Here is a 19,662-nt window from a genome sequence, read left to right as displayed (position 1 = left end):
ATCTCTGGAATTCAGCGCACGACGGCGGAGCGCGCCGGCGCGGTGTGGTTATCTTCGTAGGTGGTTGCGCCGGCAAGGTGGCGACCGGCGACGTAGCCGAAGGTCAGGGCGGGGCCAAGATTGATGCCTCCGGCCGGATAGTGGCCGCCCATGACGCTCGCCTGGTCGTTTCCCGCCGCATAGAGGCCGGGGATGGGCCGGCCGGCGCCGTCGAGCACTCGAGCTTCGCCGTCCACGTCGATGCCGGCGAAAGTACCGAAGCTGCCGGGCACCACCTTCACGGCGTAGAACGGCCCCTTCTCGAGCGGTGCCAGCGAAGGATTGGGGCCTGCCTTGGGGTCGCCGCCGTAGCGGTTGAACGCGGTTTCGCCCCGTTCGAAATCCGGATCGGTTCCGTTGCGGGCGTGGGCATTGAACCGCTCGACCGTCTCCCGCAGCCCGTCCGGGTCGATCCCGCATTCGACCGCCAGCTCCACCACGGTGGCACCTTTCTTGAGGTAACCGGACCGCAGATAAGGAAAGAGCGGCACGGGCCGCGGCTTGGCCATGCCGAGGGGGTACTTCCGGACAAAGCGGGCGTCGGCAATCTGCCAGGACTCGACCGGCTCGCCGTCCGGCGTCGCTTCGATCAGGGCGTCCACATAGTCGTAGTAGCCGTTGGCCTCGTTGACGAACCGCTTGCCGTCGCGACGCACGCCAATGCTGCCCGGCTTAGCCCGGTCCATGATGTGCGGGAAGATACCAGTCCGGCCGTTCCGGTAGGGCACCAGCGAGACCGGGCACCAGGCAGCGGCGGACTTCAGGTCCGTCCTAAAGCGGGCGCCCACCTCCTGCGCCATGGACAGCCCGTCACCTCGGGCTTCGTCGGGGGCAAGGCTCCAGTGCTCGCGCCCGGTCGGAGTCTTAGGGAAAAGCCGGCGCCGGCGTTCGATGTCCTGGGGGAAGCCCCCGGTGGCGAGCACGACGCCGCGGGCGGCGTTGATGGTGCACGGACCTTCCGGGCCTTCGACGATGGCCCCGACGACGGCGCCGGAATCGTCCGTGAGCAGTCTGCGGGCAGGGGTCGAGACCAGGATGTCGACGCCGAGGTCATCGGCAGACTTCAGCAGCCGTCCCGTCAGCGCCGTACCGTTGACCAACTGCATGTTGCGGCGGTGCACCAGCAGGTCGAACAGATGCGGCAGGAAGCGCTTGGCGGCATGGAGCAGGCCGGGAATGCTGCCGTGGGAAGCGGAGAGGAACTTCGCCAGGTCCGGCCCTGCCATGATGCCCATTCCAAGGAACGAGGTTTCATACAGCTGGTGGCGCATCTTGGCACGCAGCTCGGGCCTGATCTTCCTCGCGTTGAAGGGCGAGGGGCCGACGGAACGGTGCCCGGTGCCGGCACCGGGCGTCTTCCCGTAGATGTCGTTGATCTTCGACCCGGGTGTGAATTCCAGGCTGGTCTGCTTGTGGAAGAATCCCACCATGTGGGGCACTGCTTCGAGGAAGGCTTCGACGCGCTCGGCGTCGTAGTGCTCCCCCAGACGATGCCGCAGGTAGGTGCGGAACTCCTCCCGGTCTTCGTCGACGCCGTCGGCCTTGGCCAAGGGGTTGCCTGGAGTCCAGGCCCAGCCGCCGGACCAGGAGGTGGCGCCGCCGCAGACTGCCGCCTTCTCCACCACGGTGACCTTCATTCCGTGGTAGGCGGCCGTCACTGCGGCGGCCAGGCCACCGGCCCCGGACCCGATGACAAGGACATCGACGTCAAGGACCGGCTCATGCGTAGGGGCGCTCATCGAATGGGCTCCGTTTCAGTAAAGGGGTGGATGGGGAAGTCCTAGCTAGTGGCCATAGGTGTCGGCATCGAGCCGGGGGCCGGCCCCGGTGTCCAGGGTGTCGATTGCGGCGCGTTCGCCGGCTGTGAGGGAGAAGCCGAAGACGTCGAGGTTCTCAAGCTGGCGGGCGTCGCTGGCGGACTTGGGGACGGCGATGCGTCCGGAATCCAGATGCCAGCGGAGGACCACCTGTGCCGGCGTCTTTCCGTAGGCGGCCGCGGGCTCCACGATGGCCGGATGCGACAGGAAGTCTCCGCCCCGTCCCAGCGGGCTGTAGGCCGCCGTTGCGATACCGAGCGACGCGTTGTGCACCAGTTGGCTGCGCTGCAGATGATGCGGATCCACCTGGACCTGGTTGACCGCAGGTTTCAGTCCAGCGTTGGTTACGGCGTCCAGGTGGGCGGCCTTGAAGTTCGAGACACCCCAGCTGCGCAGCAGTCCTTCGTCCACCAGGTCCTGGAGCCCGGCGCAGGTTTCGACGTAGCGGTCCACCTGCGGATTCGGCCAGTGCACGAGGAACAGGTCGAGGTACTCCAGGCCCAGCCGTTCCAGCGCCTGACCGTAGGCGTCGCGGGCAGCGGTGCGGGAATGCCCCGACACGCTCAACTTGCTCGTGACCCATAGCGCCCCGCGGTCCACGCCGGACCGGCGGATTCCCGCTCCCACCGCATCCTCATTGCCGTACTTCTCCGCCGTGTCCAGATGGCGGTAACCGTTGGCGATGCCGCGGGCGACGGCGTCGGCCGCGTCCTCTCCAACGAGGGGCCACGTGCCCAGGCCAATCATGGGAATGCGTGCGCCGGAAGCGATTTCGAGGCTGGCCTGCGGCGCGGTCCTGCTCATTGTCATGGTTACTCCTCAAGCCTTCCGTTCGATGACCGCGGGGTGCAGTGCTGCAGCCTCGGCAAGCACCCGGTCCGCCGATGCCTTGAGCCGCCGCGCCCAGGAAAGCTCTCCGACGCTGGCAACAGCCGAGTCGGAGGGCGCTTCGACGCTCACCGGCAGTTCCGGAGGCAGAGCCGCGATGACCTCGGCGAGGCCGAACTGTCCTTCTCCGGGCACACCGCGCTCGACGCGGGACTCGAGCACCAGTCCCTCGCGGTCCGCCGGAGGCTGCCGTGGCCCGTCGCACAACTGGACCAAGGGCACCAAGCCGGCGGCGGCAGCCAGTTCGTCCAGCGTGCCGCCGAACCGGTGGAAGTGGAGCGTGTCCACGATGATGCGGCAGCCGGTCTGGCGGGCCAGGTCGGCCGCGGCCGGAAGCGAGTTGATCGGCTGGTAGGAAATGGGTTCCAGCGTTGGCACGATGCCGTGGCTGCGTCCGTCTTCGGTCATCCGGGCCAGCGTGTCGGCGAGGCGAATGCGGTCCGGGTCGCATCCGGCAACCGTCAGCGAGCCGGCGCCCAGGGCCGCTCCCGCCTCCATCATCCGCAGCCACGCGTCGCGCTGGTCGCTGCCGTCCAGCAGCAGGAATTCGATGTCCCGGACCGCTACGCCGGTGTCCTGCATCCGAACGAGGGTTTCGGCCAGCATCGGCGAACCGGGCTGGAGGTCGTACGGCCGCTCCGCCCCGGTGACCGGACGAACCCGTGCCCCGATGAAATCGAATCCGGCCTGCGCCGCCAGCAGGACCAGGTCCGGCGGAGCCGTGCCGACGAGCGAGAGCTGGGCGATACCAAGGGCCCGCCGTCCCGCGCTCATCGTGCACCGCCCGTGGCGGCGAGGTCCGGTTCCGCCATCTGACGGGGCAGCGCGGGAGTGGCCCCGCTATCCGGATCAGCACCGGCGAGGCACGCAGCTGCCCGCTGTCCGGCGTCGTAACCGCTCTTAATGGCGTTGGAAGCGACGCCGGGTTTCTGGTCGATGACGGTTCCGGCCAAGGTCGTCATGGCTCCGGCGCCCTTGCTCAGCGCGGAGTCGCGGCCCTCGTGGCTGATCGCGGCGCTGAGCGGCAGCACCGACCGGGAGACGAGGAGCTCTCCGGGCGCTTCCAGCCATTCCTCTCCGCCCGGCCCGACCACCCGCACGCGCCCTGCGGCGAACTCGACGATGCGGGCATCCAGCAGAATCCGCACGTTGGGGTTTGCTTCGAGGCGCGGAACGGCCAGGATCTTGGCCCGGCGTCCGGCGTCCGGCGCGAGAACCTCCTGCGGGCCTACGAGCAATACTGCCGTCCCCCGGGCAGCGAGGGTATCCGCGACGCTCATGGCCACCGAGTCGGCACCCCACAGGGTCACTGCGGGCGGCGCAGGCTCGGTCCCGTCGAGGACACCCGGATGTGCGGCGAGCCAGTCACGGACGTCGCAAACTAGCGGGTGTCCGGCCCCGGCAAACGCCGGGACCGAGCGAATACCGCCGGTGGCGACGACGATTGCGTCGGCGTGGTGTTCAGCGGCCAGTGCGTCGAGGCGGTCGAGGTCGACCGTCGTGCCGAGGCGGACATCGATGCCCAGGCGCTCGTTCTCTGCGGCGGCCCACTCCGTGTAGCGGTGGAAGTCCGGCGTCGACTTCATCTGCCCGGCCCAGGCAAAGTCCCCGCCGATGCTGTCTCCTGAGTCAAGGAGGGCGACCGAAGCACCGGCTTCGGCAAGTTCCCGGGCCGCGGTCAGTCCTGCCGGCCCGGCTCCGACGACGACGGCGCGGGCTCCCGGACGCACGGCCGGGGTGGGGACGGGCACGCGGGAGCGGCCCACGGCGGGGTTGACGGTGCAGGTAACCTGCCCGACGCCGAGGTTGTCAATGCACACGTTGCAGGCGATGCAGGGCCGGTACCTTGCGCCGTGCAGGACGCCGCGGATGAAGCCCGGGTCGGCATGGACGGCGCGGCCGAGGGAGACGAAGTCGCACAGTCCCTCCGCCAGTACGGCATCGATGATCTCCGGGGAGTTCAGGCGGCCGGCCAGGCCGAGCGGCAGGCCATACCGCCGGTACGCACGGGCATACTCGCCCAGCACCCCGGGCCCCCACTCGCCGGATTGCACGATCCACTCTCCGGCCTCGTAACTGCCGGCAGAGAGGTCGATGAAATCCAGCCCCCGGGTGTTGACCTTGTCCATCACCGCAAGCTGTCCGGCCGCATCCAGTCCGCCGGGTACTCCCTCGATGACCGAAATCCGCATTCCGACAACTGCATCCGGCACACGGGCGCGGATCTCGTCGATGACCAGGTTCACGAAGGCCTCGCCCGCGGCGAACTCGTCCGTCCGCCAGTTGGTACGCGGGGACATGAACTGGTGGATCAGATAGCCGTGGCCGCCGTGGATATTGACCACGTCGAAGCCCGCCTCGACCGCGCGCCGCGCGGCTTCTCCGTAGGCAGCGGCCAGTTCACGGACTTCCGCTGTGGTCGGTTCGCGTGGCGTCTCGCCTCCGGCTATCGCGCAGGGCGACGGCGACGGGGCCACATTCCTGAACCCGGAGACCGCTTTCTGAGCCGTGCGGCCACCGTGGTTGATTTCGACGGCGGCGAGCGCACCTTCGGCGTGGACGGCATCGGTGAACGCCTTCAGGCTCGGGATGGTCGCGTCGGTGTGCAGGCCAAGCTGGTGCGTGCGGCCTTTGCCATCGGCACGCACGTAGGTCGCCTCGGTCGTGACCAGGCCGAGTCCGGCGCGGGCCCGGGTGACCAGGTAGTCGAGGTACTGCTCGGTCATGCGGCCGTCGGTGGTGCCGTAATTGCGCTCCATCGGCGAAGATGCGAGGCGGTTGCGCAGCACAATCGGGCGGCGCCCGTGGCGGCCGAGCTCAAGCGGACGGCGGGCCCGTTCGGATCCTCCGGTGAGGGTGGGTTTCATAATGTTCTCCTTGCAGATGCGAGGGCTGTTCAGCGGGCCGCGGCTACGGTGGCCGGCTGGGCAACAACGTCTTCCGGGGCCGTGGGCGCGTCCGCAGGGAACGGCGCGAAGCGGACCGGCATGCCGCTGCGGGCGGATTCGTAGACGGCCAGCAGGATCCGCAAGGCGTTGTTCGCGTCGCGTCCCGTAATTGCGGGGTCGGCGCCGTGGAGTACCGCAGTCACGAAGTCCCGGAGTTGGCTGGCATGGTGCGGGATCAGCTGGCCGTTGATGGCGGACAGCTCTACGTTCGGCTCGGCCCCCGCCGGATGCACCGCGGTGGAGTCGACGGTGCCGCCGGCGGCCATGATGGTGACCCGTCCGTCAGTGCCCTCGGGGAATTCGCTTAGTTCGGCGGTGGCCCCGGTGGACCCGGTGATCCGGATCTGCACGCCGAGGGACGGGGTGGCGGCCGTGCTCGCAGAGATCGTGGCCATACCGCCCGAGGTGAATTTGAGGACGGCGGTGGCCGAGTCTTCCACTTCGATGTTTCCGCGGTGCTTGAAGGTGTTGATTGCGCCGTAGACCTCGGAGATGCTACCCATGTACCACTGCAGCAGGTCGATGTAGTGGATCGCCTGCGTCATCAGCACGCCGCCGCCGTCGGTTTTCCAGGTTCCGCGCCAAGTGTCCTTTGCGTAGTAGCTCGGATCGCGGTGCAGCAGCACCGAGGCGTGGCCGAGCACGGGCACACCAAGCGTGCCGTCGTCTATGGCTGCCCGTATGCGCTGCGCGGCCGGCCAGAAACGCCGCTGGAAGAGGACCCCGAGCCTCACGCCGGCTGAGTCGCAGGCGGCGGCCATCCGTTCCGCCGCGGCGAGGTCGATCGCGATCGGCTTTTCGCACAGGACGTGGACGCCGGCGGCGGCGGCTTCGAGCACCACCGCTTCGTGGGTCGGGTGCGGCGTGCAGACGGACACGATGTCCAGGCCGAGGGCCAGCAGCGCGGAGACCGAGTCCACGGCGGCGCCGATGCTCCAGGCATCTGCCGTGCTGCGGGCACGTGCGAGGTCCACATCGCAGACGCCGACCAGCTCGACCGTCTCCAGGGCCGAGAATGCCGCCAGATGGTTGCGGCTGATCATGCCGCAGCCCACGATGCCGACCCGCAGCCTGCGCTGCTCCATGGGGACCTGCTGAATCACGGAAATCGCCTTTCGAAGTGGAATGTGTGGAGGGACACTTGCTGCTTTCAACCCTAGGAAGCGAAAAGTCTCCACGCCGGAGGTTGCCCGTTGAACGGAAAGCACCGCCGGACGAAGGCCGGACGGCCGCCGGTCTAGTAGGTAGCGCGACCGCCTGACAGGTCGAAAACGAACCCGGTGGTGTAGGAGGCGTCCGGCGAGACGATGTATTCGATCAGGGCAGCTACTTCCTCGGCCGTCCCAAACCGGCCCATCGGAATCCTGGCTGCCTGCTGCCGCTGCTGCTCTTCGGGCACTTCCAGGAACAGTGGAGTCAGGATGTTTCCGGGGGCCACAGCGTTCACTGTCACTCCGGCGCGGGCATATTCCTTGGCGAGTGATTTAACGAGGCCCAGGATGCCGGCCTTGCTGGCTGAGTAAGCCGACATGTTGGCGACTCCCTCTTTGCCTGCCGTGGAGGAAATATGGACCAACCGGCCATAGCGCGCTTCGGCCATGGCGGGCAACGCGGCCCGGGAAACGAGGAAGGCCCCGGTCAAGTTGATTTTGACGATGTGTTCGAAATCTTCCAGCGACGTCGTTGCGGCCGGGGCCACCGGACCGAGGACGCCGGCGCAGTTCACGACGGCGTCGAGCCCGCCCAGGGTTTTCCTGGCGGAGGCAACGGCCGTCTGGACCGAGCCAGCATCCGTCACGTCAATGGGCACTGAGAGGCCGCCGTTTCCGTCCGGCCAGCCTGCGGATGGAAGGTCGCCTGCGACAACGGCTGCACCTGCCTTCCTCAGTCGTTCCACGGTGGCCAGGCCGATACCGCTGGCCGCCCCGATGACTAGGCAGCGTGATTCTGCCATGGAGCTTGGTACTGTTCCTGGCTCGGCGCAGGTCATTTGGCGCCGTCCGGGCGTCCACCGACTTCGATAGCCGTGTCGCGGATCGCGGTGTCCTCCGCGCCGGCCGTACTGGCCGGCGTGCCGGCTCGTTCCCCGGAGCACTTCACGCCGAGCAGTTCGGTCGGAGTCCGGTACGTCTCCGGGCTGGCGATGGTCGCAACGGCGGAGACCAGGCAGGCGCCTGCGGCAAAGGCGGCCACCGGAATCCAGTTGGAGTGGTCGCCTCCGATGAGGGCCTCGGAGATCGCCGGGGCGAAACCGGCGAGCAGCAGCCCCAGCATGAGGCTGATCGCCATCCCGGAGTAGCGGACCTTGACCGGAAACTGCTCAGGGAAGTATGCCGGGTAGAGCGCATTCGAGGCGGTGTAGGCAACGCCGATCAGCAAGACTCCGGTCACGAAGATGAGCGGGATGTCCGCCGCCGACAGCGCCGAGAAGAACACGAAGATCATCACCATCTGCAGGACGAGTCCGCTTAGGAAGATCGGCTTGCGGCCGACGCGGTCCGAGAGCATCCCTGCGAGCGGGCCCAACGCAACCGCCGCCAGGTTGGCTACCGCGATGACGGTCAGCACCGTGCCCTTCTCAATGCCGGCGACCGATGTGGCGTAGGAGAGGGCGAAGACGTTGACGATCGTGTTGATGATGGTGAACAGCGACATGGCGGTGATGCGGACGACGGTGACCCAGTGATGCCGGAAGAGGCTGACCAGCGGCACCTTCACCACCTCCGCGCTCTCCTTGACCTCCTCGAAAACCTGGGGTTCTTCGAGCAGGCGCCGGAGTACCAGGGCAATGACGGTGACGACGGCGCTGGCGAGGAAGGGGATGCGCCAGCCCCACGCGAGCAGGTCCTCTTCCGGCATGGAGGCCACCGGAATGAAGACGAGGGTGGAGAGCACGATGCCGAACATGATGCCGCTCATCGTCCAGCTCGTGTAGAAGGCGCGCTTGTGGCCGGGGGCATGCTCGAGGGTGAGCGAGCTCGAGCCGGGCGATTCGCCGCCAGCGGAGAGCCCCTGCAGCAGCCGGAGAAGCACGATGAGGAGGGGTGCCGCCATCCCGATCTGGCTGTAGGTCGGCAGGCACCCGATGAGGAACGTCGATGTGCCCATTACCATGAGGGTGCCGAGCAGCACCTTCTTCCTGCCGAACTTGTCGCCGAGGTGCCCGCAGATGACTGCCCCGAGCGGCCGGGTCACGTACGCGACGCCGACCGTCGCAAAGGACAGCAGCATCGACGACGGACCGGGCGCGAAGAACAGCTCGCCGAAAATCAAGGCTGCGGCGGAAGCGAAGATGAAAAAGTCGTAATACTCCAGGGCGCTTCCCACGAACCCCGAGACGGCGGCAACCTTCGCATTGTTGCGGGGCCTGGTCGAGGCCGGCTTTGGCAATGACATGGTGTTCCCTTCATGTGGCGGACAGCCGAAGCAGCGTTGCCTCTGGGCAGTCCATGCTGTGATTGATGTTTTCCGCCAGGACCTTCCTCAGGCCGTTTGGCATGGCCCTGCCGCTTGGTTACGGCCGCGGTCCGGTTGGATCGAGGCGCCGGCAACCCGGCCCCCTGGTATCAGCGCCGCTTTCCCAGTTCCTGTAGAGGGGTGAAGGCGGTCTCCCGGGCAGTCGCAATGGCAATGCTGGATATGGCTGCACAGACCAGGGCAAAAACGACGACGGGGACCCAGCCGTTGATGCTGTCGCCGGCAAGCAGGGTGGCGATAGTCGGGGCGAAGCCCGTGAGGATCAGTCCGAACTGGTTGCCGATGGCCATGCCCGAGTACCGGACCGGCGCCGCGAACATCTCCGGGAAAAACACGGTCCAGACGCCGTTCCAGCAGGAGTAGAAGAGCGACATGTTCAGGAACCCGAAGAGGAACACCAGCCCGATGTTCTGCTGGCTGATGGCCCAGAAGTAGCCAAAGACCGTGAGCGAGCAGCCCACCGCCCCGAACAGCAGGACCGGCTTCCGCCCAATGTGGTCGGAGAGCCGTCCGGCCAGCGGGATGGTGAACATCGACAGGCCGACAGTCACGGCGTTGACCATCAGCATCGTGGCACGGTCTATCCCCACCTGCGGCCCGGTGGCATAGGCCAGGGCGTAGACGGTGAATATGGTCTGCATGACCGAGTAGATGGTGATCAAGACGATGCGCAGCACGTCCCGCCACTGCGTCCGGAGCACGATCATGGCCGGCGCCTTGGCCTCCTGGACCGCCCCGTCCTTGGCTTCCTCGAAGGCCGGAGTCTCGTCGAGCCGTGTGCGGATCCAGTAGGCCAGGACGAGCACCACCGCGGACAGCCAGAACGGCACCCGCCAGCCCCAAGCCATCAAGGCCTCCTCGGGCAGCGCTGCCACCGGGATGAAGACGAGGGTGGACAGGACCATGCCGGACGCGTAGCCCGTCATGACGAAGGACGTGAAGAAGCCGCGGCGTCCCTCCGGCGAGTGCTCGACGGTCAAGGTCGATGCCCCCGCAGACTCGGCGCCGGCGGAAAACCCCTGTGCCAATCGGCCGATGAGCAGCAGCACCGTGGCCCACCAGCCGACCTGCTCGTAGGTCGGCAGGAACCCGATCATCAGCGATGCCACGCCCATGATGACCAGCGTGATCATGAGCGCTTTCTTGCGGCCGACACGGTCGCCCACGTGGCTCATGACGATGCCGCCCAGCGGCCGGGCAAGGTAGCCGACGCCGAATGTCGCCATCGAACCGATCAGCGCGACCACCGGGTCGCCGCCCGGGAAAAACAGCTTGTCGAAAACCAGCGCTGCGGCAGTGCCGTAAATGAAAAAGTCGTAGTACTCGAGCGTAGAGCCGAGGAATGAGGCGAGTGCCGCCTTGCGCGGCTGGCGCCGGGGGCCCGGGTCGCCGCCGGCTTCCTCCAGATGCCGGTCGTGGTCAACCTCGGTACGGGAGCCGATGAAGGTCATGATGCCTCCGGTCGTCGGGCAGGGCACGATAAGGAAGGCGCCCTGCAGGGGAAGGGGAGCCGGAGCCTTCGGGCCGTTCCTGGCCGGGGACGGGGCCACTGCTGGTGAGCGGTGCGAGGCTGCGGTTCATGGGAGTGTTTGCGTGCCTCAACGCTATGCGACCGAGCTCACAGGCGGCGGGCAGTTGCCCGTTCAATGGAAAGATTTTGCCTCGTTGCGGCGGCAGGCCTATTACTGCATATCGCGTAACTGCATATCGCGGCCGTGAAGCCACGGCCGGGCGCCGTAGGGACGGCGTTCGGCACCCATGATCCGGGAGAGCGAACGCCCCGCGGCCACCAGGACCGGGACAATTAGCTGCGGTGCATCCTCAACCAGCGGAGCAACCACGGTCACTGCCCCGATGACCGCGTTTCCCGCGCCCAGAACGGGCACCGAATAGGCCACGTTCTCGACGACCAGGACGCCGGGCAGCCGGGCGAAGCCGCGTTCCCGGATGAGCGCCAAATGGGCCCGGATCTTTGCCGGATCCGTCTCGGTGGCCGGCGTGGTCTGCTCGAAGGGCGTGTCGAGGAAGCGGCTCTGGACGTGAAGCGGAGCGTGGGCGATCATGGCCAGCCCGGCCGACGTGCTGTGCATGTCCAGGCGGCCGGCCACCTCCGCCAGGTTGACGACGCTGCCGTGCTGGTCCAGGCGTTCGAGGTAGAGCACGGTGAAGTTGTCGAAGCGCGGAATGGAAAGGGAGACATGCTGCCGGACCGCGGCGTGCACGCCCTCAAGCACCGGCAGGCCGCTTCGCCGGAATTCCTCCACCGAGTTGGAGCGGGCGGCCAGTTCCCACATTTTGATGCCGACGCTCAGGCGCCCGTCCTTGTCCCGTTCCAGCAGGCCGGCCGAGAGGAGGTCACTGGCGAGCCGGTGGGTCGTGCTGCCGGGGAGGCCGGCCGTGCGGGCGAGCTCGCTCATGGTCAGGCGCGGTGCCTCCTTCTGGAAGGCACCCAGAATCCTGACGACCCGGTCGATCACCGACTCGCCCGACTCCGAGTTCGCCATGGCACGCTCCTTTCCTGCCTCCACCAGCCTACGTCGGCGGCCCGCGTGCTCCCCCGGCACAAGTACGACGGCGGCTCCGCGCGTTAGGCGCGGAACCGCCGTCAACGGGGTGGCTGCGGCTAGATGCGGTTCACGCCGCGGGCCGCTGCATGCTTCGCAATGTCGCGTCCGGCGCGGTAACCGAACACCATCGCCGGGCCGATGTGAGAGCCGTACCCGGGGTAGCCGCCGCCGAAGACGGAGACCGCGGCTGCCCCGACTGCGTACAGGCCGGGGATGGTCCGGCCGTCTTCGCTGGTGGCCTCGGAGCGCTCATTGACGCCGAGTCCGGCGAAGGTGCCCAGGTCACCCATCCGGATCTTGGCGGCATAGAACTTGCCTTCGTCCAGCGGGGCCAGGTTCGGGTTCGGCTTGTGCTCCATGTCGCCGCGGAAGTGGTTGTATTCCGTGGAGCCGCGGCCGAAAGCCGGGTCCTCGCCTGCTTCGGCGCCCTTGTTGAAGTCCCGCACCGTCTCGGCAAGGTTCGCGGCCGGAACGCCGATCTTCTCCGCCAGATCCGTCAGCGACTCGCCCTTCACAAGGTAGCCGGTCTTGTAGAAGTAGCCGCGCGGCATCGGCCAGGGTTTGGCGTAGCCGATCCCGTACTTGTGCATGGTCTTCTCGTCCGCGACCACCCAGCCGTAGGTGTCCTGCTGGCCGGCGTTGTGGCGGATCATCTGGCCGCCGAAGTCGTGGTAGCTCAGCGCCTCGTTGCCGAAGCGCCGGCCATCCCTATCCACGGCGATCAGGCCCGGCAGGCCGATGGCGCGCAGGTGCGGGAACAGCCGTTCGCGTCCGTTGAGGTACTTGAAGACCGTCACCGGCGCCCAGGAGCCGACGGAATGGACGCCGTCGTCGACGTGCCCGCCGACCTGCTTGGCCAGGGAGACGGCGTCGCCGCCGTGCCCGATCGTCGGGGTGAAATGGTTGTCGCCGTTCGGATCGTGCGGGAAATACTGCTTGCGCAGCTCCTTGTCGCCCGAGAAGCCGCCGGATGCAAGGATCACGCCCAGTCTCGCACGGACACGACCGGCGTGCTTCCCGCCGAGCACTGCGCCGTCCACCGCACCCGCATCGTCGGTAGTCAGCTGCTGGACCGGTGTGGCTTCCCACATCCGCACGCCGGCGTCGTGGGCGCTCTTGACCATCAGCGTCATCAGCGCATTGCCGTTCGAGCGCAGGACCGGGCGCTTGTACCGGGCCGCGTCGAACCAAGTGCGCAGCAGCTTCCTGGCCACGTACACGAAGGACTTCACCGACTGATTGACGTGGAAGAACTCGTTGATGTCGGGCCCGACCTGGGGCATGTAGCCGAACACCGTGTAGGAGGACATGTACGGCTGCATCTTCAGCCGCTTGTCTCCCAGGATCCTCGCGTCGGTGTCCTTGGGCAGGATGGCGCGGCCGCCGAGCTTCGCGCCCGGCAGGTCCATCTGGTAGTCGGGGGCCTTCTCCGGGTAGACGAATTCGACGTCGGTTTCGTTCTCGAAGAAGGACAGCGCCTCCGGCACTGTGTCCAGGAACTGCCTGACCCCCTCCGCGTTGTAGGTGTCCGGTGCGAGGTTCCGCAGGTACTCCTCGGCTTCCGCCCGGGTGTCCCCCTGCTCCACGCCGGCCCTGTTGCCCGGCACCCAGGCCCAGCCGGCGGATATCGCCGTCGTGCCCCCGAAGAACTTCTCCTTCTCCGCCACGATGACGCTCAGTCCCTGGCTGGCGGCCTTCAGCGCCGCAGCCATTCCGGACACGCCGGATCCCACGACCAGGACGTCACATTCGACCGGCTTGCTCTCCATGTACTGCTCTCCTTCGGGTATGGCTGTATCCGGCAGTCAACCGGTTGGGTGACCGCACGGTGAGTGTCCTTGCCGATGAACGGCAATTCGTCAGATGGCGGTGTAACCGCCGTCGGCATTGATGCACGCGCCCGTGATGATCGATGACCTGTCGCTGGCGAGGAAGGCGACCACCTGGGCGATCTCCTCGGGCCGGGCCAGCCTGCCGATCGGCTGGCGCTCCACCATGCGTGCCCGCACCTCGTCAGGGAGGCCGGCGACCAGCGGGGTGTCCACGTAGCCGGGCGACACGCAGTTGAAGCGGATCCCCTGCCGCGCGTAGGTGAGGGCCGCGCTGCGGGTGAGGTTGACGACGCCGGCCTTGGCCGCCGAATAGGCCTGGCTGTTGGCCTGCCCCACATGTGCCAGGATCGAGGCCATGTTGATGACGGAGCCGCGGCCGGCAGCCACCATGACCACTGCCGCATGCTTGTTGCAGATCGCGACTCCGGTCAGGTTGACGTCGAGCACGCGTTGCCAGGCGGCCAGGTCCAGCTCGTGCATCGGGGCCTTGGCCTCCGCGATCCCCGCATTGGCCACCAGGATGTCCAGCCCGCCGAAACGTGTGACGGCCTGATCCATCAGCCTCGCGACCGATGGCTCGCTGGTGACGTCCGCGGCAATGAAAGCCGCGCGGCCGCCGTCGTCGTTGATGGCTTTGGCCACCACTTCGCCGGCCGTGTCCACGTCGGCGACCACGACGGCGGCGCCCTCCTCGGCCAGCGTCCGCGCGATCGCCTCCCCGATGCCGGATCCTCCGCCGGTGACCACCGCGGTCTTCCCGGCCAATGTCTGTCGCTCCATGTGCCATCCCTTCTTCCTGTCGAGGCCCTTGACCGGCGCGGGCGGCCAGGATCTTGGCCGCCCGCCCTGGTCGGGTCAGTGTGCGGCCGGTGCGGGCCGGGCCTCCCGCGCGGCCTGTTCAGCGGCCACGGCCCTGAGGTAGGGCTCGCCGAGCTCGTCGATCGGGGTATGGGCCGTTTCCCGGGCGGAGTAGGCGGCGACCGCGGAGATCAGCATGCAGACGGTGCCGAACACTGCCACCGGCACCCAGCCGTGGGATCCTTCGGTCATCAGGAGCCCGCCGATCATCGGGCCGAAGCCGGCGATGACCAGGCCCAGCTGGTTGCCCAGCGCCATGCCGGAGTAGCGGACCGGCGCCGCGAACTGCTCCGCGAAGGCACTGGGCCAGATGCCGTTGAACGCCGAGTAGAGCAGCGTCATGTTCAGGAAGGCCGCCGCGAAGACGAGGGCGATGTTCCCGGTCGAGAGGGTCCAGAAGTACAGGTAGATGGTCAGCGCGCAGCCGATGGCCGCTGTGAGCACCATGGGCCGGCGGCCCACACGGTCCGAGATCTTCGCCGCCACGGGCATGACGAACATGGTCAGGCCGATGGCGACCGCGTTCACGGTCAGGATGGAGGCACGGTCAAAGCCGGCCGTTTCGGTCGCGTAGGACAGCCCGAAGACGGTGAAGATCGTCTGCATCACGGACATGATGGACATTCCGATGACCCGCAGCACGTCGGCGCTCTGGTACTTCAGCACGTCCTTCAGCGGCAGTTTCTTGACTTCGCGCTGCTCGTGGGCCTCCTCGAAGACCGGGGTTTCGTCCAGGTGCGTCCGCACCCAGTACGCGAGGGCGAGCACGACGACGGAAAGCCAGAACGGAACGCGCCAGCCCCAGCTCATCAGCTGGTCCTCGGGCAGTGCCGACACCGGGATGAAGACCAGCGTGGAAAGCACCATGCCGGCGGCGTAGCCGGTCATCACGAAGCTCGTGAAGAAGCCGCGCCGGCCTTCCGGAGAGTGCTCCAGGGTGAGCGTGGATGCTCCGGCGGACTCGCCGCCGGCGGAGAAACCCTGCGCCAGGCGGCCGGCGACCAGCAGGACGGGCGCCCAGATGCCGATCTGTTCGTAGGTCGGCAGCAGGCCGATGCCCAGCGAGGCCAGGCCCATGACGCTCAGGGTCACCAGCAGGATCTTCTTGCGGCCGAGCCGGTCGCCGAAGTGCCCCATCACTAGGCCACCGATGGGGCGGGCGATGTAGGCGACGCCGAAGGTGGCGAAGGCGGCGATGAGGCCGATCGCTGGGTTGTCCGAGGGGAAGAACAGGTGCGGGAACACCAGGGCGGCGGCAGTCCCGTAGATGAAGAAGTCGTAGTACTCCAGCGTGCTGCCCAGGAACGAGGCCAGGGCGGCCTTGCCCGGTGTCTTCTTGGGTGCTGTCTGGGAAGGGTGCATGGTTTCCATGGCGGTCTCCTAAGGACGGCTGTGTCCTGGTGGATGGGAGGGGCTAGAGGTGGAAGTCCACCGAGAGGATCTGCTCGCTGTTGGGGAATGAGTAAGCCTTGAGCGGCTCATGCAACGGGTGCGTGTTGTACACGTCGATGTCCTCGACCCGCTCGAAATCGGCGACAATGGCGTAGTCGAAGGAGCGCTCCTGGTTGAGCACATCCGGGCCGTGGGTGAGGCTGACCATGCCCGGGATGTTGCCGGCCATCCGGTCGAGTCCGGCGATCCAGGTCTGCTTGTCGGCCGGCGGGAAGTCAGGCTTGAACTTGAACAGGACGGTGTGGCGGATCATGCGTCGGCTCCAATCAGGGTTTCGGTCCGTCGGGCAGGGGCGTAGGCAGGGTCCTCGCCGGCCAGGGTGCGGCCGGCCAGGTAGCCCATCGTCATGATCGGGCCCAGGGTTGCGCCGGCGCCCGGGTAGCCGGCGGCATAGGCGCACTCCGTGGCATTGCCGGCGGCGAACAGACCCAGGATCGGGCGGCCGTCGACATCCAGCACGCGCGCCTCGCCGTCGGTGGCGATGCCGCCGTTGGTGCCGAACGCGCCGTTGACTACCTCGAGCGCGTAGAACGGGCCGGTCTGCAACGGGCCGAGCGAGGGGTTGGGCCACGGGCAATCCGAGTCGCCCCAGTACTTGTCGTAGGCGCTCTCGCCGCGGCCAAAGTCCGGATCCTCGCCCTTGACCGCGTGTTCGTTGAACCTGGCCACGGTGGCGGCGAGCCTGCCGGCCGGCACGTTGATCTTCGCGGCCAGTTCCTCCAGCGTGGCCCCCTCGGCCAGGTACTCCGGGGTCGGCAGGCCCGCGCGGTGGGCAAGGATTCCGTAGCGCTCCAGGTACGAGTGGTCGAAGACCACGTGCGCCGGTGTGTTCAGCGTCTGGTTGTTCGGCGAGTCCCAGGACTGCAGGCACCGTGCCAGGTCGTTGTAGTTCTGCGATTCGTTCGCGAACCGCTCGCCGTGGCGGTTGACCATGATCGAGCCGGGCCCCTGGCGCTCGAAGCGCAGCAGGGTGCCGATCGGCTCGCCGTCGCGAGTGTCGCCGGTGATGGACATGGGGGCCCACCAGGCTTCCCGGGTCCCGCGGGTCATCGCGCCGATGCGCTGGGCCATCTTCAGCCCGTCGCCCGTGTTCGACGGCGGTGAGCACTGGGTGTAGAGGCGCGAGGCGAGCATGGAGTCGGCCAGCTTCTTGTCCCATTCGAAGCCGCCCGTGGCCAGCACAACGCCGTCATTGGCCGTGAGGCTTTCCCCGCCGGCAAGCACAACCCCGGCGGCCCGCCCGTCTTCGATCCGGAGGCGCTCGGCCCGGGCCTCCACCGCCAGGGCCACGCCTTCCCGGACGCAGGCGGCCAGCAGCATGGACACCAGCGCCTGGCCCTTGGCGACGAAACCATCGGCCTGGCGGCGCTCCAGTTCCGGCCACGGGAACTTGGTGAACGCTCCCCAGGTCTCGTATTCCTGCATCGTGAAGGGCGCCCGGCCGTCGGAGCGGACGTGGGCCTTCAGCGTCCCGAGGGCCTCGCTGCTGTTGAACAGTTCCGGCTCGATGGTGCGTCCGCCCTCGACGGCGCCCGGCAGGTCCTGGCGGTAGTCGGGGAAGTCGTCGAGGAAGATGAACTTCACGCCGAGCTCGTCTTCGACGAAGCGGAGCATGGTGTCCCCGTGCTCGAGGGCGGCGTCCATGAGCTCATCGCGCCCGCGGCCGCGGGCAACGGCGCGGACGTATTCGCCGGCGGCCTGCTTGGAATCGGTGAGGCCGGCTTCCTTGGCGTGGTGGTTGTCTGCGACCCAGAGCATGCCGCCGGAAATGGCCGACGTGCCGCCGAGCAGCGCGGCCTTCTCCAGCACGATCACGGATTTGCCCGCGCGCGCCGCCGTGGCCGCTGCGGTGAGGGCGCCGGCACCGGAGCCGACCACAACGACGTCGTACGTATCCGAGGGGTTCCCGGTCAGGAATTTCATGGTCTTTCCTTTCTGTAGCGCGGGTCAGACCGCTGTGTAGCCGCCGTCGACGACGAATTCGGCGCCGGTCGTGAAGCGGGATTCGTCCGAGGCCAGGTAGAGCACGGCATAGGCGATGTCATCCGGCTCGCCCTGGCGGGGCAGCGGATTGCTGCCGACCAGCTGCTGGTAGTACGCCTCGGCCCCCATCGGGGATTGCTCCGCCGAGCGGCGGCTCATCCGGGTGTTCATCGAACCCGGGTGGATGGAGTTCACGCGGATGCCGGACGTGCCGTAGGCCGCTGCGTCGGACTTGGTCAGCAGCCGCACCGCGCCCTTGGTGGCGTGATAGAGGGGCACGTTCCTGCCGCCGGTAATGCCGTGGATGGAAGAGAAATTGATGACGCTGCCGTTGCCGGCCTCGATCATGGCGGGCACGGTGTGCTTGGTCATCAGCCAGACGCCCTTCACGTTGACGTTGAAGAGCAGGTCGAACTCGGCTTCGGCCGCCGTGTGGGACGGACCCGAAGGACCGATGATGCCGGCGGCATTGACCAGGATGTCCGGAGTACCAAGCGCTTCCCGTACGGCAGCCAGCGTTTCGGCAACGCTGCCCTCGCGGGTGACGTCGACGTCGAACTCCGTGACGTTCGGGTGTTCGACGGCGGCCGGGATGCCGGCGACATCAAGACTGGCGACCTTCGCGCCATGCTCGGCCAGCAGGCGCGCGGTGGCGCCACCGAGATCGCCGCGCGCACCGGTGACGATGGCAGTCTTGCCGGCTACCCGGCCCAAGGGCTGGTTCATGAGGGCTCCTCCTGGAGAGCTGGTTCAGATAGTTGTCCAACGCGGCAGCGTTGTTTCCGGGCAGCACAAATCAGGCCGGTTCTTATCTGGAAGAAGGCGCTGCCGCGATGCCGCTAACTACTGTGATCCGCGTCGCTTCAGTCTGCCGCCGCGGGCGAGACGGGCGACACACGATTGCCATTCAACGGCAATCTCAGCCGCCTTGGCTGCGCCGCACCGCCCCTTGGAGCTTGCCCTTCCAGCCCAAGGCGCGGGAGATCCCGCGGGCGGCCGTCATGAGGACCTGGACGCGCGCCGGAACGTTCTCCTCCTGCCGCGGCACCACGACGCTGAGGGCGGCGACCACGGCGTTGTCCGGCCCGAAGACCGGCACGGCGATTCCGCTGGACTCGGGCACGATGATGCCGGCCATGACGGCAAAGCCGCGCTGGCGGATCTCCGCAAGGTGGCGCCGGAGCTCGGCCGGATCCGTGATGGTGAAGTCGGTGTACCGTGTCAGCTGCCGGGACAGCAACTGCTCCTGGACACTGGCGGGCGAAAAAGCCACCAGTACCAATCCGGAAGACGTCCCGTGGATCGGCAGGCGTCCCGCCAGCCGGGTGATGTTCACGGCAGATGAGTCGGACACCAGTCGTTCGATGTACAGCACATCGTTGCCGTCCAGGATGCCCAGTGTGGTGTGGTGCTGGACCACGGATTGGACGTCCTCCATGAAGGGCAGCGCCGCCTCGCGCAGACCGGACATCGGCGAACTCCGCGAGGCCAGTTCCCACAGCCGGTTGCCGATCCGGACCTGGCCGCCCCGCTCCCGCTGCAGCAGCCCCTCGAGCAGCAGGTCATTGACCAGGCGGTACGTGGTTCTGGCCGGAAGGTCGGTGCGCCGGGCCAGATCGGCCACCGTCAGGGACCGGTGCGTATCATCGAAGGCGCTGACGATCTTGACGAATCGGTGGATGACGGACTCACCGGACGACGAATTGGCCACCGCACCTCCCGAACGAATCCCGCATGCCAAGGCATCATAGCCCGGGCGCCACCTGCCGGCCGATGGGCCGGGAGGGCCAGATCGGCCGAC

General features: G+C 67.6%; 16 protein-coding genes. All 16 read right to left on the bottom strand.

Annotated features, from left to right (window positions below; all coding sequences use genetic code 11):
• Positions 1-11 precede the first annotated feature (11 nt).
• The 16 genes from WFH44_RS17175 to WFH44_RS17100 all read right to left on the bottom strand — a co-directional run bounded on the left by WFH44_RS17175 (position 12) and on the right by WFH44_RS17100 (position 19,572).
• Positions 12-1,778 (bottom strand): FAD-dependent oxidoreductase, encoded by a 1,767-nt coding sequence (locus WFH44_RS17175; RefSeq protein WP_336715298.1) that lies wholly within the window; start codon positions 1,776-1,778, stop codon positions 12-14.
• Positions 1,779-1,823: 45 nt separating this feature from the next.
• A complete protein-coding gene (locus tag WFH44_RS17170; RefSeq protein WP_336715296.1) occupies positions 1,824-2,666 on the bottom strand; it encodes an aldo/keto reductase in 843 nt (280 codons plus the stop codon).
• Positions 2,667-2,675: 9 nt separating this feature from the next.
• Entirely contained in the window at positions 2,676-3,518 is an 843-nt protein-coding gene (locus WFH44_RS17165) for a sugar phosphate isomerase/epimerase family protein (RefSeq protein ID WP_336715294.1), read from the bottom strand.
• Positions 3,515-5,611, bottom strand: a complete 2,097-nt coding sequence (locus tag WFH44_RS17160) for an oxidoreductase (RefSeq protein WP_336715292.1) — start codon at positions 5,609-5,611, stop codon at positions 3,515-3,517. The genes WFH44_RS17165 and WFH44_RS17160 overlap by 4 nt, the downstream gene beginning before the upstream one ends.
• Positions 5,612-5,640: 29 nt before the next feature.
• Complete coding sequence (locus tag WFH44_RS17155; protein ID WP_336715290.1) at positions 5,641-6,795, bottom strand: Gfo/Idh/MocA family protein; 1,155 nt, start codon at positions 6,793-6,795, stop codon at positions 5,641-5,643.
• Positions 6,796-6,929: 134 nt separating this feature from the next.
• Positions 6,930-7,646, bottom strand: a complete 717-nt coding sequence (locus WFH44_RS17150; RefSeq protein ID WP_336715288.1) for an SDR family NAD(P)-dependent oxidoreductase — start codon at positions 7,644-7,646, stop codon at positions 6,930-6,932.
• Positions 7,647-7,678: 32 nt separating this feature from the next.
• Complete coding sequence (locus WFH44_RS17145; RefSeq protein WP_336715286.1) at positions 7,679-9,088, bottom strand: MFS transporter; 1,410 nt, start codon at positions 9,086-9,088, stop codon at positions 7,679-7,681.
• A 170-nt stretch (positions 9,089-9,258) separates the two neighbouring features.
• A complete protein-coding gene (locus WFH44_RS17140; RefSeq protein WP_336715284.1) occupies positions 9,259-10,620 on the bottom strand; it encodes an MFS transporter in 1,362 nt (453 codons plus the stop codon).
• 231 nt (positions 10,621-10,851) lie between these two features.
• A complete protein-coding gene (locus tag WFH44_RS17135) occupies positions 10,852-11,673 on the bottom strand; it encodes an IclR family transcriptional regulator (protein WP_336715283.1) in 822 nt (273 codons plus the stop codon).
• A 119-nt stretch (positions 11,674-11,792) separates the two neighbouring features.
• Positions 11,793-13,505: an FAD-dependent oxidoreductase gene (locus WFH44_RS17130; protein ID WP_336715281.1), complete on the bottom strand. Its 1,713-nt coding sequence runs from the start codon at positions 13,503-13,505 to the stop codon at positions 11,793-11,795.
• 90 nt (positions 13,506-13,595) lie between these two features.
• On the bottom strand, positions 13,596-14,348 hold the full coding sequence (locus WFH44_RS17125) for an SDR family NAD(P)-dependent oxidoreductase (protein ID WP_336715279.1): 753 nt from the start codon (positions 14,346-14,348) through the stop codon (positions 13,596-13,598).
• A 75-nt stretch (positions 14,349-14,423) separates the two neighbouring features.
• Complete coding sequence (locus WFH44_RS17120) at positions 14,424-15,797, bottom strand: MFS transporter (protein WP_336715277.1); 1,374 nt, start codon at positions 15,795-15,797, stop codon at positions 14,424-14,426.
• A gap of 43 nt (positions 15,798-15,840) precedes the next feature.
• The gene (locus WFH44_RS17115) at positions 15,841-16,131 is read right to left on the bottom strand and encodes a Dabb family protein (RefSeq protein ID WP_336715275.1); all 291 of its coding nucleotides are present in this window, start codon (positions 16,129-16,131) and stop codon (positions 15,841-15,843) included.
• The gene (locus WFH44_RS17110) at positions 16,128-17,801 is read right to left on the bottom strand and encodes an FAD-dependent oxidoreductase (RefSeq protein ID WP_336715273.1); all 1,674 of its coding nucleotides are present in this window, start codon (positions 17,799-17,801) and stop codon (positions 16,128-16,130) included. The genes WFH44_RS17115 and WFH44_RS17110 overlap by 4 nt, the downstream gene beginning before the upstream one ends.
• Before the next feature lie 24 nt (positions 17,802-17,825).
• Positions 17,826-18,587, bottom strand: coding sequence for an SDR family NAD(P)-dependent oxidoreductase (locus tag WFH44_RS17105; protein WP_336715271.1), 762 nt, complete (start codon positions 18,585-18,587; stop codon positions 17,826-17,828).
• Between the two features lie 193 nt (positions 18,588-18,780).
• On the bottom strand, positions 18,781-19,572 hold the full coding sequence (locus WFH44_RS17100; protein ID WP_336715270.1) for an IclR family transcriptional regulator: 792 nt from the start codon (positions 19,570-19,572) through the stop codon (positions 18,781-18,783).
• Between the last annotated feature and the right edge of the window lie 90 nt (positions 19,573-19,662).

The sequence above is a fragment of the Arthrobacter sp. USHLN218 genome, assembly GCF_037144715.1.
Lineage (GTDB): Bacteria > Actinomycetota > Actinomycetes > Actinomycetales > Micrococcaceae > Crystallibacter.
This window is presented reverse-complemented; position numbering and strand designations above follow the sequence as displayed.

What these genes read in the sequence shown, in the direction of transcription:
- WFH44_RS17175 (WP_336715298.1), bottom strand. Translation starts at nt 1,778, where the DNA reads ATGAGCGCCCCTACGCATGAGCCGGTCCTTGACGTCGATGTCCTTGTC.
- WFH44_RS17170 (WP_336715296.1), bottom strand. Translation starts at nt 2,666, where the DNA reads ATGACAATGAGCAGGACCGCGCCGCAGGCCAGCCTCGAAATCGCTTCC.
- WFH44_RS17165 (WP_336715294.1), bottom strand. Translation starts at nt 3,518, where the DNA reads ATGAGCGCGGGACGGCGGGCCCTTGGTATCGCCCAGCTCTCGCTCGTC.
- WFH44_RS17160 (WP_336715292.1), bottom strand. Translation starts at nt 5,611, where the DNA reads ATGAAACCCACCCTCACCGGAGGATCCGAACGGGCCCGCCGTCCGCTT.
- WFH44_RS17150 (WP_336715288.1), bottom strand. Translation starts at nt 7,646, where the DNA reads ATGGCAGAATCACGCTGCCTAGTCATCGGGGCGGCCAGCGGTATCGGC.
- WFH44_RS17145 (WP_336715286.1), bottom strand. Translation starts at nt 9,088, where the DNA reads ATGTCATTGCCAAAGCCGGCCTCGACCAGGCCCCGCAACAATGCGAAG.
- WFH44_RS17140 (WP_336715284.1), bottom strand. Translation starts at nt 10,620, where the DNA reads ATGACCTTCATCGGCTCCCGTACCGAGGTTGACCACGACCGGCATCTG.
- WFH44_RS17135 (WP_336715283.1), bottom strand. Translation starts at nt 11,673, where the DNA reads ATGGCGAACTCGGAGTCGGGCGAGTCGGTGATCGACCGGGTCGTCAGG.
- WFH44_RS17130 (WP_336715281.1), bottom strand. Translation starts at nt 13,505, where the DNA reads ATGGAGAGCAAGCCGGTCGAATGTGACGTCCTGGTCGTGGGATCCGGC.
- WFH44_RS17125 (WP_336715279.1), bottom strand. Translation starts at nt 14,348, where the DNA reads ATGGAGCGACAGACATTGGCCGGGAAGACCGCGGTGGTCACCGGCGGA.
- WFH44_RS17120 (WP_336715277.1), bottom strand. Translation starts at nt 15,797, where the DNA reads ATGGAAACCATGCACCCTTCCCAGACAGCACCCAAGAAGACACCGGGC.
- WFH44_RS17115 (WP_336715275.1), bottom strand. Translation starts at nt 16,131, where the DNA reads ATGATCCGCCACACCGTCCTGTTCAAGTTCAAGCCTGACTTCCCGCCG.
- WFH44_RS17110 (WP_336715273.1), bottom strand. Translation starts at nt 17,801, where the DNA reads ATGAAATTCCTGACCGGGAACCCCTCGGATACGTACGACGTCGTTGTG.
- WFH44_RS17105 (WP_336715271.1), bottom strand. Translation starts at nt 18,587, where the DNA reads ATGAACCAGCCCTTGGGCCGGGTAGCCGGCAAGACTGCCATCGTCACC.